At 36.9% G+C, this 14637-nt stretch carries 12 protein-coding genes; 11 read left to right on the forward strand and 1 reads right to left on the reverse strand.

Going from position 1 to position 14637, the window contains the following annotated elements; translation table 11 throughout:
• The first annotated feature begins 35 nt into the window (after positions 1–35).
• The 5 genes from H7355_RS14445 (at position 36) to metH (ending at position 7508) form a co-directional block, all read left to right on the forward strand.
• On the forward strand, positions 36–932 hold the full coding sequence (locus H7355_RS14445; protein ID WP_186649078.1) for a sensor histidine kinase: 897 nt from the start codon (positions 36–38) through the stop codon (positions 930–932).
• Positions 892–1617: a response regulator transcription factor gene (locus H7355_RS14450; protein ID WP_186649081.1), complete on the forward strand. Its 726-nt coding sequence runs from the start codon at positions 892–894 to the stop codon at positions 1615–1617. The genes H7355_RS14445 and H7355_RS14450 overlap by 41 nt, the downstream gene beginning before the upstream one ends.
• Positions 1618–1804: 187 nt before the next feature.
• On the forward strand, positions 1805–3667 hold the full coding sequence (locus H7355_RS14455) for a bifunctional homocysteine S-methyltransferase/methylenetetrahydrofolate reductase (RefSeq protein WP_186649083.1): 1863 nt from the start codon (positions 1805–1807) through the stop codon (positions 3665–3667).
• 41 nt (positions 3668–3708) lie between these two features.
• Positions 3709–3999: a 2Fe-2S iron-sulfur cluster-binding protein gene (locus H7355_RS14460; protein WP_186649084.1), complete on the forward strand. Its 291-nt coding sequence runs from the start codon at positions 3709–3711 to the stop codon at positions 3997–3999.
• Positions 4000–4001: 2 nt separating this feature from the next.
• A complete protein-coding gene (gene metH, locus H7355_RS14465) occupies positions 4002–7508 on the forward strand; it encodes a methionine synthase (RefSeq protein ID WP_186649085.1) in 3507 nt (1168 codons plus the stop codon).
• Positions 7509–7512: 4 nt separating this feature from the next.
• On the opposite strand, the gene H7355_RS14470 is transcribed toward metH, so the two are convergent.
• Positions 7513–7893 carry a hypothetical protein gene (locus H7355_RS14470; RefSeq protein ID WP_186649088.1) on the reverse strand — a complete coding sequence of 127 codons (381 nt, stop codon included), beginning with the start codon at positions 7891–7893 and terminating at the stop codon, positions 7513–7515.
• 222 nt (positions 7894–8115) lie between these two features.
• Here H7355_RS14470 and H7355_RS14475 point away from each other — a divergent pair, with 222 nt between their 5' ends.
• From H7355_RS14475 to H7355_RS14500, 6 genes are all read left to right on the forward strand, one after another.
• Entirely contained in the window at positions 8116–9771 is a 1656-nt protein-coding gene (locus H7355_RS14475) for a peptide ABC transporter substrate-binding protein (RefSeq protein WP_186649090.1), read from the forward strand.
• 73 nt (positions 9772–9844) lie between these two features.
• Positions 9845–10765 (forward strand): oligopeptide ABC transporter permease OppB, encoded by a 921-nt coding sequence (gene oppB, locus H7355_RS14480; protein WP_130607322.1) that lies wholly within the window; start codon positions 9845–9847, stop codon positions 10763–10765.
• A gap of 14 nt (positions 10766–10779) precedes the next feature.
• The gene (oppC, locus tag H7355_RS14485) at positions 10780–11706 is read left to right on the forward strand and encodes an oligopeptide ABC transporter permease OppC (protein WP_222435730.1); all 927 of its coding nucleotides are present in this window, start codon (positions 10780–10782) and stop codon (positions 11704–11706) included.
• 20 nt (positions 11707–11726) lie between these two features.
• Positions 11727–12692, forward strand: a complete 966-nt coding sequence (locus tag H7355_RS14490) for an oligopeptide/dipeptide ABC transporter ATP-binding protein (protein ID WP_186649092.1) — start codon at positions 11727–11729, stop codon at positions 12690–12692.
• Positions 12689–13666, forward strand: coding sequence for a murein tripeptide/oligopeptide ABC transporter ATP binding protein OppF (gene oppF, locus H7355_RS14495; protein WP_186649094.1), 978 nt, complete (start codon positions 12689–12691; stop codon positions 13664–13666). The genes H7355_RS14490 and oppF overlap by 4 nt, the downstream gene beginning before the upstream one ends.
• A gap of 280 nt (positions 13667–13946) precedes the next feature.
• The gene (locus H7355_RS14500; protein WP_186649096.1) at positions 13947–14366 is read left to right on the forward strand and encodes a hypothetical protein; all 420 of its coding nucleotides are present in this window, start codon (positions 13947–13949) and stop codon (positions 14364–14366) included.
• Positions 14367–14637 lie beyond the last annotated feature (271 nt).

Here is a 14637-nt window from a genome sequence, read left to right on the forward strand (position 1 = left end):
TTCTCATTCTTGCCCAAATTTGTTGGGGACTATTAATGTTTGTCTGGATCAGATGGTACATTCTTAGAAGCCAAGAAATAAATAGCCTTATCGAAAAAATTTCTCTACCAACAACGAGCTCAGGACAATGGGTCATCCTAGCCCAAGGCTGTATTCTCATGGGGTTTATCCTCATAGCACTCTATATGATCTTTGTGAGTCAACGTAGACTCTCTCGTATTACTAAAATGCAAGATACAATATTAAGCAGTGTGACACATGAATTGAAAACTCCATTGGCAAGTATACGCCTTTATGCAGAAACAATGTTACTTCGCTCAGTGAGCGAGGATGAAAAGAAAAAATTTTTACGCCGTACTCTCAGTGAAACGGAAAGATTGCAAAGACTCATTGATACTGTGCTTATATCAGCACGTCTAGAATCAGACAAATCATCACTTGCACATATAAGAGTCAATTTAAGTGAACTGTTTGCTAATAGTTGTAATCAAGTTAAAGATCGGTTTTCTGAAAGCAGATCTTTTGACTTTCAATTAAATTCGCCTAATGATGAAAAAGAATTTTTTGTTTGGGGAAATCCCTATCATCTTTCAATGCTATTCGATAATTTGCTTGACAATGCTGTCAAATATACTGAAAAAGGTGGATCAATTGTCGCCGGAATCTTACAAAAAAAAGAAGTTGTTCAAGTTTTTATCAAAGACAATGGACAAGGAATTGAAAAAAATAATTTAAAAAAAGTATTTAAAAAATTCTACCGCGTCGAGCGAAATTCAAAACTCAAAGTTCAAGGCTCTGGACTTGGCCTTTCCGTTTGCCACTCAATTGTTAAAGAACATCATGGAAAATTATATGCCATGAGTGAAGGACTTAATAAAGGAACAACGTTTTATGTCGAACTCCAAAGACTTTCTCCTAATAGTAGAAGATGAAGAAGCAATTGGTGAAGGTTTACAGTTTAATTTTGAAGCAGAAGGTTTTGAAGTTGCTTTAGTCCCCGACGGAAAAGAAGCGATTTATTTTATTAAAGAACATTATGATAAAATATCAACTATTATTCTTGATATCATGTTACCTCAAGTTGATGGTTATGAAATTTTAAAAAAAACACGGATACTCGCCGAAAGGATTCCAATCTTAGTTTTAAGTGCAAAAAGTCTTGAAAATGATCGCGTTAAAGCATTTGAATTGGGAGCTGACGATTACGTAACAAAACCATTTAGTCTTTCAGAAATCATATTAAGAGTTAAACGACTTGTGCAAAGAAGAAAGTGGTATAAACCCAATGGAAAAGAATCTATCCAAAAATTTGGCCAGTCGTTATTTGATTCAGAAAGATTGACAATCACATCAGCTGAAGGAATTACATATAGGATTTCCCCTACTGAAGGACTTTTGATCCAAGTTTTCATTGAAAATGAAAATAAAATTCTCACTCGCACAGATTTATTGCAAAAGGTTTGGCAATACGAAGCTACAATTGAGACACGAACTGTAGATGTATTTGTTGGAAAACTTCGAAAATATATTGAAAAAAATGCAGCGAAACCTGCTCATATCATTTCTGTACGAGGTGTCGGCTACTCTTACGTTACTAAGAACAATGAGAAAAATTAAATCCATTCATCGGTCACTCTTGTCACTAAATCAAATTCATGTCATGATCATAGACTGTTGTTACTTTCAAAATTAATGAATAATTTAAGTACAGCGAATTGCCTAAACTCTTTTGTTCTCTCGCCCATTGAGGCTGTGTTGTGTGGTTGTCCACTGTGAGACAAAAAATTATGGAGTGGGTCTTAATATGACTGATCATTTAAATAAAACACCGCAAAGGTGTTGTCGTTCTTTTCGCAAATCCCTTGCCGATGGAGATTGCATTCTCCTTGGGGGATCCACCGGTTCTCTACTTTATGAAAAAGGCATCTTTATCAATCGTTCTTTTGATGAAGTGAATTTATCTCAACCCGATTTAGTGAGCAAAATTCACAGTGATTTTATTTCTGCTGGTGCACAAATAATTGGTACAAATACTTGGGGCGCAAATTCATTTAAATTAAAAGCATTTGGTTTAGAAAATAAATTCCTTGAAATCAATTTCGCTGGAGCCGCTTTGGCGCGCAAAGCTGCACACAATCAAACGTGGGTCGCTGGTACTTTAGGCCCCTTGGGTGTGCGTATAGAACCTTGGGGCCCCACTTCACTCGATGAAGCACGCGATGTTTTTAAAGCACAAGCAGAAGCACTTATCAAAGGGGGAGTTGATCTTTTTATAATGGAAAGTTTTGCTGACCTTTATGAAATTCAACAAGCTATTCGTGCCGTTCGAGAATTGGGAGATCTTCCCATCATTGCCATGATGAGTGTGAATGAAGAAGGACAAAGTTTATATGGAACGGAACCGGAATGGTACATCCGAAAACTCGATGAATGGGGCGCAGATGTCGTAGGTGCAGATGGCGGAAATGGACCTACACCCATGCTTGAGCTGCTTAAGAAATTTAAAACATCCACAAAAAAACCAATTATTCTTTGCCCCAATGCTGGTCAACCACGAATGGTCGATGGCCGGCTTATCTATATGGCAAGTCCAGAATATATGGGGGAGTTTGCTAGACAGGCTTTTCTTAAAGGTGCACGTTTATTAGGTGGGAGTAGCGGAACTTCTCCTGCTCATATAAAAATCATGGCTGGCGCATTGCGGCAAGCAAAAGCATTTGATCAAGTTGAAATAAAACATCACGAAATTATTGATCACACTCTTGTGCACCCAACGACAGTGCCCCGTGTGCAACAAAGTAACTGGGCTAAAAAAATAGCGGATGGCGAGTTTGTCGTCTGTATGGAACTTTTACCACCTAAAGGACTTGAAACAGAAAAAATTATTGAACGATCTGAAATATGCAAAAAGCACGGTATCGATGCCATAAATATTCCCGATGGACCACGTGCATCGGCTCGCATGAGTTCTTTAGCCACAGCTTGTATTATTGAACGAGAAGTCGGCATAGAAAGCATATTGCATTATGCCTGTCGTGATAGAAATTTATTAGGTATTCAAAGTGATTTACTAGGAGCTTCCGGTCTTGGAATAAAAAATATACTCTGTATCACTGGGGATCCACCTAAAATGGGACCTTATCCCAACGCAACAGCCGTTTTTGATATTGATGCCATAGGACTCGTTAATATGGTAACAAGATTAAACTCTGGGTATGACTTGGGTGGCTCGAGTATCGGTCGACACACCAGTATGAGTGTTGGTGTGGGTGCAAATCCAGTGGCAATTGATCTCGAAAAAGAAAAATCTCGTTTCCGCTATAAAGTAGAAGCGGGAGCGGAATGGGCCATTACCCAACCCGTCTTCGATTCTGAATCACTCTTTCGTTTTTTAGAATTTTCTTCGCAATTCAAAATTCCAATTATCGCCGGAATTTGGCCTTTAAAAAGCATTCGCAATGCTGAATTTATGGCCAATGAAGTTCCTGGAGTTTTTATTCCAAATAAAGTTTTAGAACGCATGCGTAAATGTAAAACTGCAGAAGAACAGACTCAAGAAGGAATCCTTATTGCTCGAGAACTTATTGAAGAAATCAAATCATCAGTACAAGGGTTACAAATCAGTGCTCCACTTGGTATGGTTGATTTTGCATTAAAACTTCTATAAAAATTTAAATATATTTTTTGTTACATTATTAGGAACAAAATATGTCAAAACCAATAGTCCACTTTGTTTTAGAAGATATGGACGTCGAAGTTCCTATAGGAACACCATTTCAAGAAGTCGTAGATGCATGTCAAGCAGATGTTACCTTTGGTTGTAGAAATGGAACTTGTGGAACTTGTCGTATCAGAATTGAAGAAGGCCTAAATAATCTTTCAGAAATGCAGCGAGAAGAAAAAGATTTCTTAATATCAATCGATGCTGAAAAAAATGAAAGACTTGGTTGCCAAGTCTGCATCAAAGGGAATTGTAAAATAAGTTATATAGGTCTATAAAAATGAAAAAGATAATTAAAGAATTGATGCAAGAAAAAATTCTCGTGCTTGATGGGGCAATGGGCACCCAAATATTTGCGAACAATCCTACAATAGATGATTATGGCGGAATTGATTTTGATGGTTGCGTAGAATTACTGAATGAAAGACGAAAAGAATGGATTCAAACCATTCATAATAATTATTTTAATGCGGGATCCGATGCAGTCGAAACAAATACTTTTGGTTGCAATGAAGTCGTTCTTGCAGAATTTGGTATTGCCCATAGAACGTGTGAATTAAATATCATTGCCGCAAAACTCGCACGGGAAGTTGCAGATAGCTACAAAACTCCAAAATATGTTATTGGCAGCGTAGGTCCCGGCACAAAATTAATTTCACTTTTACAAATAGACTATGCAACCCTTTATAAAAGTTATTTTGAACAAATGAAAGGGTTATTAATCGGTGGGGTTGATGTAATATTAATTGAAACCTCACAAGATATTAACCAAGTAAAAATCGCTGTGCGTGCTGCAAAAAATGCAATGCGTGAGTTAAAAGTTAAAGTACCAATTTGGACACAAGTCACAATTGAATCTTCTGGCACAATGCTTGTAGGGAGCGACATTCAATCTGCATTAACGGCTATAGAGTGTTTAGATATTGATCTAATTGGAATGAATTGTGCAACGGGCCCAGACGAAATGCGTTCCCATATTGCCTATTTATCGCAAGCCGCACCTTTTGCACTCAGTGTCCTGCCTAATGCAGGTCTGCCACAAAATATTGGTGGAAAAACAGTATATCCCTTAGGCCCTATCGATTTTTCTAAAAAAGTAACAGATATGGCAAAGGATTTTTCCTTAAATGTCGTTGGTGGCTGTTGTGGTACAACTCCAGAACATATTAAGGAGCTAGTTACTTTAGCCAATCGATTGCCTGTAGGAATTCGTAATATAAATCCTGAAAGATGCGTGAGCAGTTTATACTCTTCTGTTTCGTTAAATTTAGAACCAAAACCACTTTATGTTGGTGAACGTACCAATGCCAATGGTTCAAAAAAATTCCGTGATTTACTTGCAGAAAATGATTATGATGGACTTGTGCAAATAGCCAAAGGACAACTTAAAGAAGGCGCACATATTCTTGATGTCTGTGTCGCATATGTATCTCGTAACGAAACAGAAGATATGGAGAAATTTCTTAAAAAACTTGTTACACAAGTGAATATTCCATTGATGATCGATTCAACCGAAGTCGGCGTGATAGAAAAAGCCTTACAAATTGCCCCTGGGAAATGTATCGTAAACTCTATTAATTTTGAAGATGGCGAAGAAAAAGCAAGAAAGATATTATCCTATTGTAAAGAATATGGTGCCGCTGTTGTTGCCTTAACGATTGATGAAGAAGGCATGGCAAAAACGGTTGAAAAAAAATTATCTATTGCAGAAAGAATATATAATCTTGTTGTTAGTGAATTTAAAATAAACCCTGGTGATCTTATTTTCGATCCATTGACCTTTACTTTAGGCAGCGGTGACGAAGAATTTAGAAAATCAGCTATTGCAACGTTAGATGGTATAAAAAAAATAAAAGAAAAATTTCCTGGTGTGAGAACAATTCTAGGATTATCCAATGTGAGTTTTGGTCTCAATCCCTTCACACGGCAAATGCTCAATTCCATGATGCTTTACTATGCGGTAAAAAATGGTCTTGATTTAGCAATATTAAATGCATCTAAAATAATTCCAGTTGCAAAAATAGAAGAAGAGGATAGAAAATTATTTACCGATCTTATTTATGACAATCGCAGAGAAGACTATGATCCTTTGAAAAAAATATTAGCCAAATTTTCAAATGTTAAAAAAGAAATTTCTGAAGCTATTTCCAAGCGTTCGACAATGTCTATTGAGGATAAATTGAAAATCGATATTATAGATGGAGAAAAGCAGTATATTTCTGAAGATTGTCAAGATGCTCTGCAAAAATATTCTCCATTGCAAATAATAAATACGATTTTACTTGATGGTATGAAAGTGGTAGGCGAACGTTTTGGTGCAGGAGAAATGCAATTGCCTTTCGTCCTTGAAAGTGCTGAAGCTATGAAAACAGCAGTGAAATTTCTTGAACCTTTTATGGAAAAAAAATCAAGTTATAGCAAAGGAAAAATAATTCTTGCCACAGTAAAAGGGGATGTTCATGATATTGGCAAAAATTTAGTTGAAATCATTCTTTCCAATAATGGTTTTGAAGTTGTTAACTTAGGAATCAAACAACCCATAGAAAGCATAATTGAAAAATATCGCGGTTCCGATGCTGATGCTATTGGTATGAGTGGATTACTCGTAAAATCAACAGTTATCATGAAAGAAAACCTTGAATATATGAACGATAAAGGATTTAGCATCCCGGTTATTTTGGGGGGAGCAGCCCTCACCCGTGAATTTGTTGAAAATGATTGCCAAGCAACCTATAAAGGCGCTGTCTTCTATGCGTTTGATGCCTTTGAAGGTTTAAAAATAATGGAAGGACTGGCTGGTAAAAAAGGAAATCTCACAAAAGAAGAGATCAACACTATTCGCAAAAATTCCAAAGCAACACCAAAAGAAAATAAAGAAGAAAACGATTCAACGATTAAAATAATTCGAAAAGGTGAAGCAAAAATCTCTCTTGATGAATATTTACAGAGTTCTTGGGTACGTAAAAATGAAAAAATTCCTTCCCCACCTTTCTGGGGTACAAAAATAATAACAGAACCGCTTGAAAATATTTTTGAGTTTCTTGATGAATTTGCTCTTATTCGCAGCCGTTGGGGCTTTTCACAAGGTAACAAAAGCGACGCTGAATTCGATCAAATTTTAAATGAAAAAGCTTATCCTCTTTATAAAAAAATGAAACAGGAATTGATTGAAACTAAAAAAATTCAGCCTAAAGCAATTTATGGATATTATCCTGCGTGTTCTCGAAAAAATAAAGTTCTAGTTTATGCCTTAAATACAAATGCAAATATTCCACCGCAAAAAAGAGAAATAATTGCAGAATTTGAATTTCCCCGCCAAAGCTCAGGTCGCAGACTGTGCATATCCGATTTTTTACGTAATGAATCTTCTGGAGAAATAGATACGTTAGCTGTACAAATTGTAACTTTAGGAGAAGAACTCTCAAAGGAAACAAGCCTTCTTTATCAGCAAGAAAAATTTTCTGAGTATTATTATTTGCATGGTATTGGTACAGAACTCACGGAAGCTTATGCTGAACTCATTCACAAGCGTATCCGAACTGAACTTGGTATTGTTAATAAAGATGCTAAAATATTGCGGCAACTTTTTAGTCAAGGATATCAAGGTTCTCGCTATTCTTTTGGTTACCCTGCCTGTCCAGATATGGAAAGCAATATTCCATTATTAAAGTTATTAGATGCAGAGAGAATTGCTGTTCGAGTTTCTGAAGCATTTCAAATGGCTCCTGAGATGACCACAAGTGCTCTAGTGTGCTGGCACCCACAAGCCCGTTACTTTTCAACCTAAAAATTTATTTAAAATTCATTTTTCTTAATTCTTTTAATTCTTCTTCCTCTTTTAAATAATGCGAGTCGAGAATTTGCTGCCCAATAGACAAAAGAATAATTGCAAACATTGCAGCAAATGTAACCCAACCATACCATTGATTTATAGCAATCGAACAAATAGCAATGAGTAACGCCTCAACAATTATACTGCGTGTGACTGAGAATTTTAAGACAAATATATGAACGAAGCATTCAAATGAAATAGCTAAGCACAATAAAAAATTAACTAAACTTAGAAATGTATAGGCAATTGGACTGTCATTCGCAAAAAAGTAGAAGGTTGCAAAATGAATACAAACGACGCTGAAAATAAAAGCAACACAAGAAAAAAAACGGATGGGCATTAGTTTTCTCCTTATTGAATAAAAGAATATAAGTTTTACTTATTTAAATACTTCTCTATTCTCTTGCATACTGTTTAAATTGTCTAGAACTTTAAAAATGGAATATTAATGCAGCGAATTTTCATTGACACCCGAAAAAAAATCGGCTAGTAAGTCAATAAGTAAAAATTTTAGCGTTCCGGTCGCGTCAAATATTGTTCCTTGTTTATTGGAGAAATCAATATGGCTCAACATAAATCTTTTGCATATAGCTATCTACTAAGCGCAGCCCTACTTCCACTTGCCACTTTTTCTCAATCAGTTTTTGCTGCAGAAGTTCCTGCGGGAACAAAATTAGCGGCAAAACAAATTTTAAATGTGGGAGTTGGTGATGAAGTGCCATCACTGGATCCACAAAAAATGCAAGATGTTGTGAGCAGCCGTATTGCGGACGATATTTATGAAGGTTTGCTTTCCACCACAGAAGCAGGTGAACTCGCACCAGGCGTCGCTGACAAATGGGAAGTAAGCGCAGATGGATTAACTTACACCTTCCATCTCCGCAGCAATGCAAAATTTTCTGATGGCTCTCCAATCACCGCTGATGATGTTGTGTTTTCTTACCAACGTTTAACCGATCCTAAGACAGGTTCAACTTACGCTGATTTTATTAACATGGTGAAAAATTCTGACGCTATCAACGCTGGTAAATTAAAACCAACTGAACTCGGTATAAAGGCATTGGATAAAAAAACGGTGCAAATCTCGCTCATACGGATTACGCCATTTTTCCTTAAACTCACTGCTTATCATTCGTTATCTATTGTAAAAAAAGAAAATGTTCTTAAACACGGTGACCAATTCACTCTACCCGAAAACTTAGTTTCAAGTGGTTCATATAAACTCACCTATTGGAAAGTTGGGGACAAAATTACTGCTGAACGCAACCCGCACTACTGGAACAATGCTAAAACGGTAATCGAAAAAGTAAACTATTGGCCAATTGTAGACGTAAACACCGAATTGCAAATGTACCAAACAGGACAAATCGACTTCACCAAAGAGTTCCCAATTGACAAATTCCAATTGCTCAAGAAAACCGTAGGTAAGGAAGTGCAAGCTAACCCCTATTTAAGTATTTATTATTTTGATTTTAACACGCAAAAACCGCCTTTTAAAGACAATATTAAACTGCGTAAAGCTCTGTCGATGGCTATCGATAGAAAGCTCTTAACCGAAAAAATTTCTGGAAGAGGCGAACTCCCAAGTTATGACATTGTTCCATGGGGCACCAGTGATTATAAACAGAACAAACCCGAATGGGCAGATTGGCCAAGGGAAAAGCAAGTTGCCGAAGCGCAGCGATTGTATAAAGAAGCGGGCTATTCTAAGGAAAATCCACTTAAATTCGCCATTACATATAATACAGCTGCTAATCATAAAAGAATATACACTGCTTTAGCTTCTATTTGGGAAAAAACCTTAGGCGCTAAAGTAACTCTCGAAAATAAAGAATGGAAAGTTTTTATTCAAGACCGTATTCAAGGCAATTTCCAAGTGGCACGTGATGGCTGGATTGCTGACTACGATGATGCGAGTTCCTTTACTGACTTGTTTCAGTCCACTCACAAACAAAATAATTCAAAATATTCAAATAAAAAATACGACGCCCTTATTAAACAAGCAGCAGTTGAAATGGATCTGAAAAAAAGAGCAGAAATTTTGCGTCAGGCATCTGCCATAATGATGAATGATTATCCTGTAGTTCCATTGTTTACTTATGTGTCGAGCCATTTAGTCAAATCACATTTAGGTGGTTATTCAGGTAAAAACGCTCAAGATAGACAAAAATCGAAAGATTTTTATATTATCGAAAAGCAAACAACAGCAGAACGTTAGTCCTATAAGCTCGGTTTAATTTAAAAATCGAGCTATTAAACCCTGATCTTATTTATCTAAAGGCTGGTTAGTTATGGTTTCATATACTATAAAAAGATTTTTTGGTGCTTTACCGACTCTTCTTGTCGTAGTCACTCTTTCCTTTTTCCTTATGCGCCTTGCCCCCGGTGGACCTTTTTCAGGTGAAAGAGTTCTAACACCTGCGGTGCAAGCAAATCTCGATGCAAAATATCATTTAAACGATCCCATTTTTATTCAATATTTAGATTATATTTGGTCGTTGATGAAAGGTGACTTTGGCCCATCCTTTAAATATCCAGATTGGACTGTGAATCAGCTGATTGCTCAAGGTTTTCCTGTTTCTGTGTGGTTAGGTGGCTGGGCAATTTTGATAGCTGTTCTTATTGGAATTGCTATTGGTTCGCTAGCTGCTTTTAAACAAAATACATGGATCGATTACATGGCAACAGGAATGTCTATGACTGGAATTTCCATTCCTTCTTTTGTTACCGCACCAATGATGACACTTTTATTTGCTGTTATCTTGCATTGGCTGCCCGCAGGCGGTTGGAATGATGGCGCATTGACCAGTATGATATTGCCTGTGACAGCGCTTGCACTTCCACAAATCGCCATTATCAGCAGAATTATGCGTGGAAGTATGATTGAAGTATTAAAAAGCAATTATATTCGTACTGCAAAAGCTAAAGGGATTCCCAATCGTGTCATAATTTTTAGACATGCTATTCGCCCAGCAATTCTCCCCGTCGTTTCCTATTTAGGACCTGCTACCGCGGGCATTATCACAGGTTCAGTGGTGATTGAGCAAATTTTCAGTCTGCCAGGACTTGGAAGTTATATTACGAAAGGTGCATTAAATCGAGATTACACGTTGGTATTAGGTACCGTTATCCTATTTGCTGCAATCATTATTGCATTTAATTTTATTGTTGATGTACTTTACGCTGTTATAGATCCAAAAATTAAATATTAAGAAATAGGTGAATTATGTCAGTCATACCAACAACCGCAGGATTAAATAAAAAAGCTCTCACGATGCAAGCTCTCAATACAAATTTAGAAGTAAAAGGGCGTAGCCTCTGGAAAGATGCATTCAATCGACTAAGTAAAAATAAAGCGTCGGTTGTCAGTCTTATTATTTTATTTTTGATCGCATTAGCCGTTATTTTTGCACCTTATTTATCGCATTATCAAATGGCAGATACAGATTGGGATTCCATTGGGCTTCCCCCAAACTTTTCCACTCTGCATTTTTTTGGCACCGATGATCTCGGCCGCGATGTCTTTGCCCGTACCCTTTACGGTGGAAGAATGTCGCTTATGATCGGGATTATTTCAAGCGTAGTGAGTATTGTAATTGGGATTGCTTATGGCGCAACATCTGGATATATCGGTGGTAAAACCGATGATATTATGATGCGCATAGTAGATATTATATATTCTCTACCCTTTATGTTTTTCGTAATTCTTTTAATGACCTTTTTTGGTCGTAATATATTTTTAATATTTGTTGCAATTGGTGCTGTAAATTGGCTTGATATGGCACGTATAGTACGTGGACAAACATTAAGCTTAAAAAGTAAAGAATTTATAGAGGCAGCCCATGCAGGTGGAGTGAGTTCCCCCATCATAATTTTCCGTCATATTGTTCCAAATATTTTAGGCATCGTTATTGTCTATGTTACTTTAACCATTCCACAAGTCATTCTCACTGAATCTTTTCTCTCCTTTCTTGGCTTAGGCGTGCAAGAACCAGCGACAAGCTGGGGAGTTCTAATCAATGATGGAGCGCAAAACGTGACAGTCGCTTGGTGGCGATTGGTGTTTCCTGCTTCATTTTTAGTTGTTACTTTATTTTGTTTTAACTTTATTGGGGATGGATTACGCGATGCACTCGATCCAAAAGATCGCTAAGTATTTGGAGAAATAATGTTATGTCTTTGCTCAGTGTTCATAATTTAAGTATTGCGTTTTCAACCAATGATGGAGTTGTAAATGCTGTAAATGGAATAAGCCTGTCTTTAAATAAAGGAGAGGCGCTTGGTATTGTGGGAGAATCCGGCTCAGGAAAAAGTCAACTTGTTCTTGGTATAATGGGATTACTTGCACAAAATGGTAAGACTTTTGGCAGTGTAAAATTTCATGATAAGGAATTGATAGGTCTGAAGCAAAATGAATTAAATAAAATTCGTGGCGATAAAATATCAATGATCTTCCAAGATCCGATGACATCTCTCAATCCCTATTTGCGCATTTCAAAGCAGATGACAGAAGTGCTTATGCTGCATAAAAATTTAAGCTATGCAGACGCCAAAAAAGAATCTATCAATATGCTCGACATGGTGCGTATTCCTGAAGCAAAGAATAGAATTGATATGTACCCCCATGAGTTCTCTGGTGGCATGCGGCAGAGAGTCATGATTGCTATGAGTCTTTTATGCAAACCGGACCTTCTTATTGCTGATGAACCCACCACTGCACTTGACGTAACCGTACAAGCTCAAATTGTTAACTTATTACAGGATCTCAAAAAAGATCTCGACACAGCGATTATTTTAATCACCCATGATTTAGGTGTTGTTGCTGGTATTTGCAATAATGTCATGGTTATGTATGCAGGCCGTACCATGGAATACGGTTCTGTAGATAATATATTTTACAATCCTCAGCATCCTTATACACAAGGTTTACTACGTTCTATTCCTCGTTTGACTGACGAAACTTATACTGATTTACCAACGATTCCTGGCAATCCTCCCAGTTTACTTAATTTACCAATTGGCTGTCCTTTTCAAGAGCGCTGTGAATATGCAACAGATAAATGTTCCATAAAACCACCGCCTTTAGTTACTTTAAGTCATGATCGTAAAAAAGCATGCTATAGGGAGAATGCGCAATGAATCAACCCATATTGAGTGTTAAAAATTTAAAAGTTCATTTCCCTATTTCTAAAAAAGGAACTTTTTTTCAAAAAGTAAATTTAAAAGCTGTCGATGGTGTTACTTTAGAAGTGTATAAGGGAGAAACACTTGGGGTCGTTGGGGAGTCTGGTTGTGGTAAATCAACTCTGGCTAGAGCCATCATGCGTTTGTTACCTTCAACTGAAGGTACTATAACTCTATTAGGCAAAAATTTATTAGCGCTGAATAAAACACAATTACGCAATGCACGTAAAGACATACAAATGATCTTTCAAGATCCTCTTGCATCACTTAACCCACGTATGACAGCTGGACAAATAATTGCAGAACCGCTTAGAACTTTTTTTCCTCAGTTAACAAACAATGAGGTCAAAGAAAAAGTTGCCAATATGATGAGTCTCGTAGGACTTATACCTGAACATATTAACAAATATCCACATGAATTTTCCGGAGGTCAGTGCCAACGAATTGGTATTGCCAGAGCGCTTATTTTGGAACCCAAAATCATTGTCTGTGATGAACCCGTGAGTGCTCTCGATGTTTCTATTCAAGCGCAAATTGTTAACTTACTTAAAAAACTTCAACGCGAACTTGGTCTCACTCTTATATTTATTGCCCATGATTTAAGTGTAGTTAAACATATTAGTGATCGTATTTTAGTAATGTATTTAGGCCGTCCTGTCGAAATTGGCACGCGTGAACAGATTTATAAAAATCCAAAACACCCTTACACGATTGCCCTTTTATCAGCTGTCCCTATACCAGATCCTGAGCTCGAAAGAAAAAAGGTTGTGCAGATCCTTCAGGGAGATCTCCCTTCTCCGATCAACCCTCCGAGTGGATGCCGCTTCCGGACACGCTGTCCTTTGGCTGAAAAAAAATGTTCTGAAATAGAGCCAGAACTCAAATCATCCATTAGTGGCGCACAAGTCAGTTGTTTAAAGGTAAATTAACTCACGTATATTTTCTATATCATAAAGCTAAAATTTAACTGAATCCGATAAAATAAATTTGAATTTCTAATAATCAAATTTATTTATATAAAAAATTCAATAAAATTAAAAAATATTTTTAGATTTTCTCAAATAATATAAAATATATTTTAATTTTTTATTATATAAAATACATTTATAAAAATCAAAAAATAGGCAAATTCTCTTTATATTTAAAAACAAAAAAAAATGCCGATAAAAAAACTCACTTGTTTCTAAATTGATCATATAGGGGGAGGTTATGAAAATTAAAAAGAAAATTTTAATAGTATCTGCACTTTTACTCACGTTTGGATACATAACACAAGTCATTGCTGCAGGTGGCGGCCACGGTGGCGGCGGCGGCGGCGGCGGTGGTGGCGGCCACGGCGGCGGTGGCGGTGGTAGCGGCGGCGGTGGTGGCGGCCACGGCGGCGGTGGCGGTGGTAGCGGCGGCGGTGGTGGCGGCCACGGCGGCGGTGGCGGTGGCGGCAGTGGTAGCGGTGGACAAGGCGGTGGACAAGGCGGTGGACAAGGCAGTGGACAAGGCAGCGAAGGTGGTGGACAAAGTAGCGGACAAAGCGGTGGGCAAAGTAGCGATAGCAGTGGAAACTCAAGAAGCGGGCAAAGCAATGATAGCGGAAGTACTAAAACTGGGAATGGATCACAAGGAAACAGGTAGTTCAAAGATATTAATTTCCGTTAAATAGATTATTTATTTGACGGAATTATTTTTCAATATATCTTATAAATTCAGTTTAGATTATAAAAAGAATGTACATTGAATCTAAAATAGAGCTGAAAACCATTCCAATTCGTAAGTTTAGAATATAAAATCTTAAAAAAAATGACTAAAAATATATAAATTACTAAAATTACAAAATTAATTTTTATTTTGAAGTGATTTTTTAAAATACTTATATATTGAAAATTTATTTTTAATACTTTAACAA

It is taken from the genome of Fluviispira vulneris, from assembly GCF_014281055.1.
In the GTDB taxonomy this organism is placed as follows: domain Bacteria; phylum Bdellovibrionota_B; class Oligoflexia; order Silvanigrellales; family Silvanigrellaceae; genus Silvanigrella; species Silvanigrella vulneris.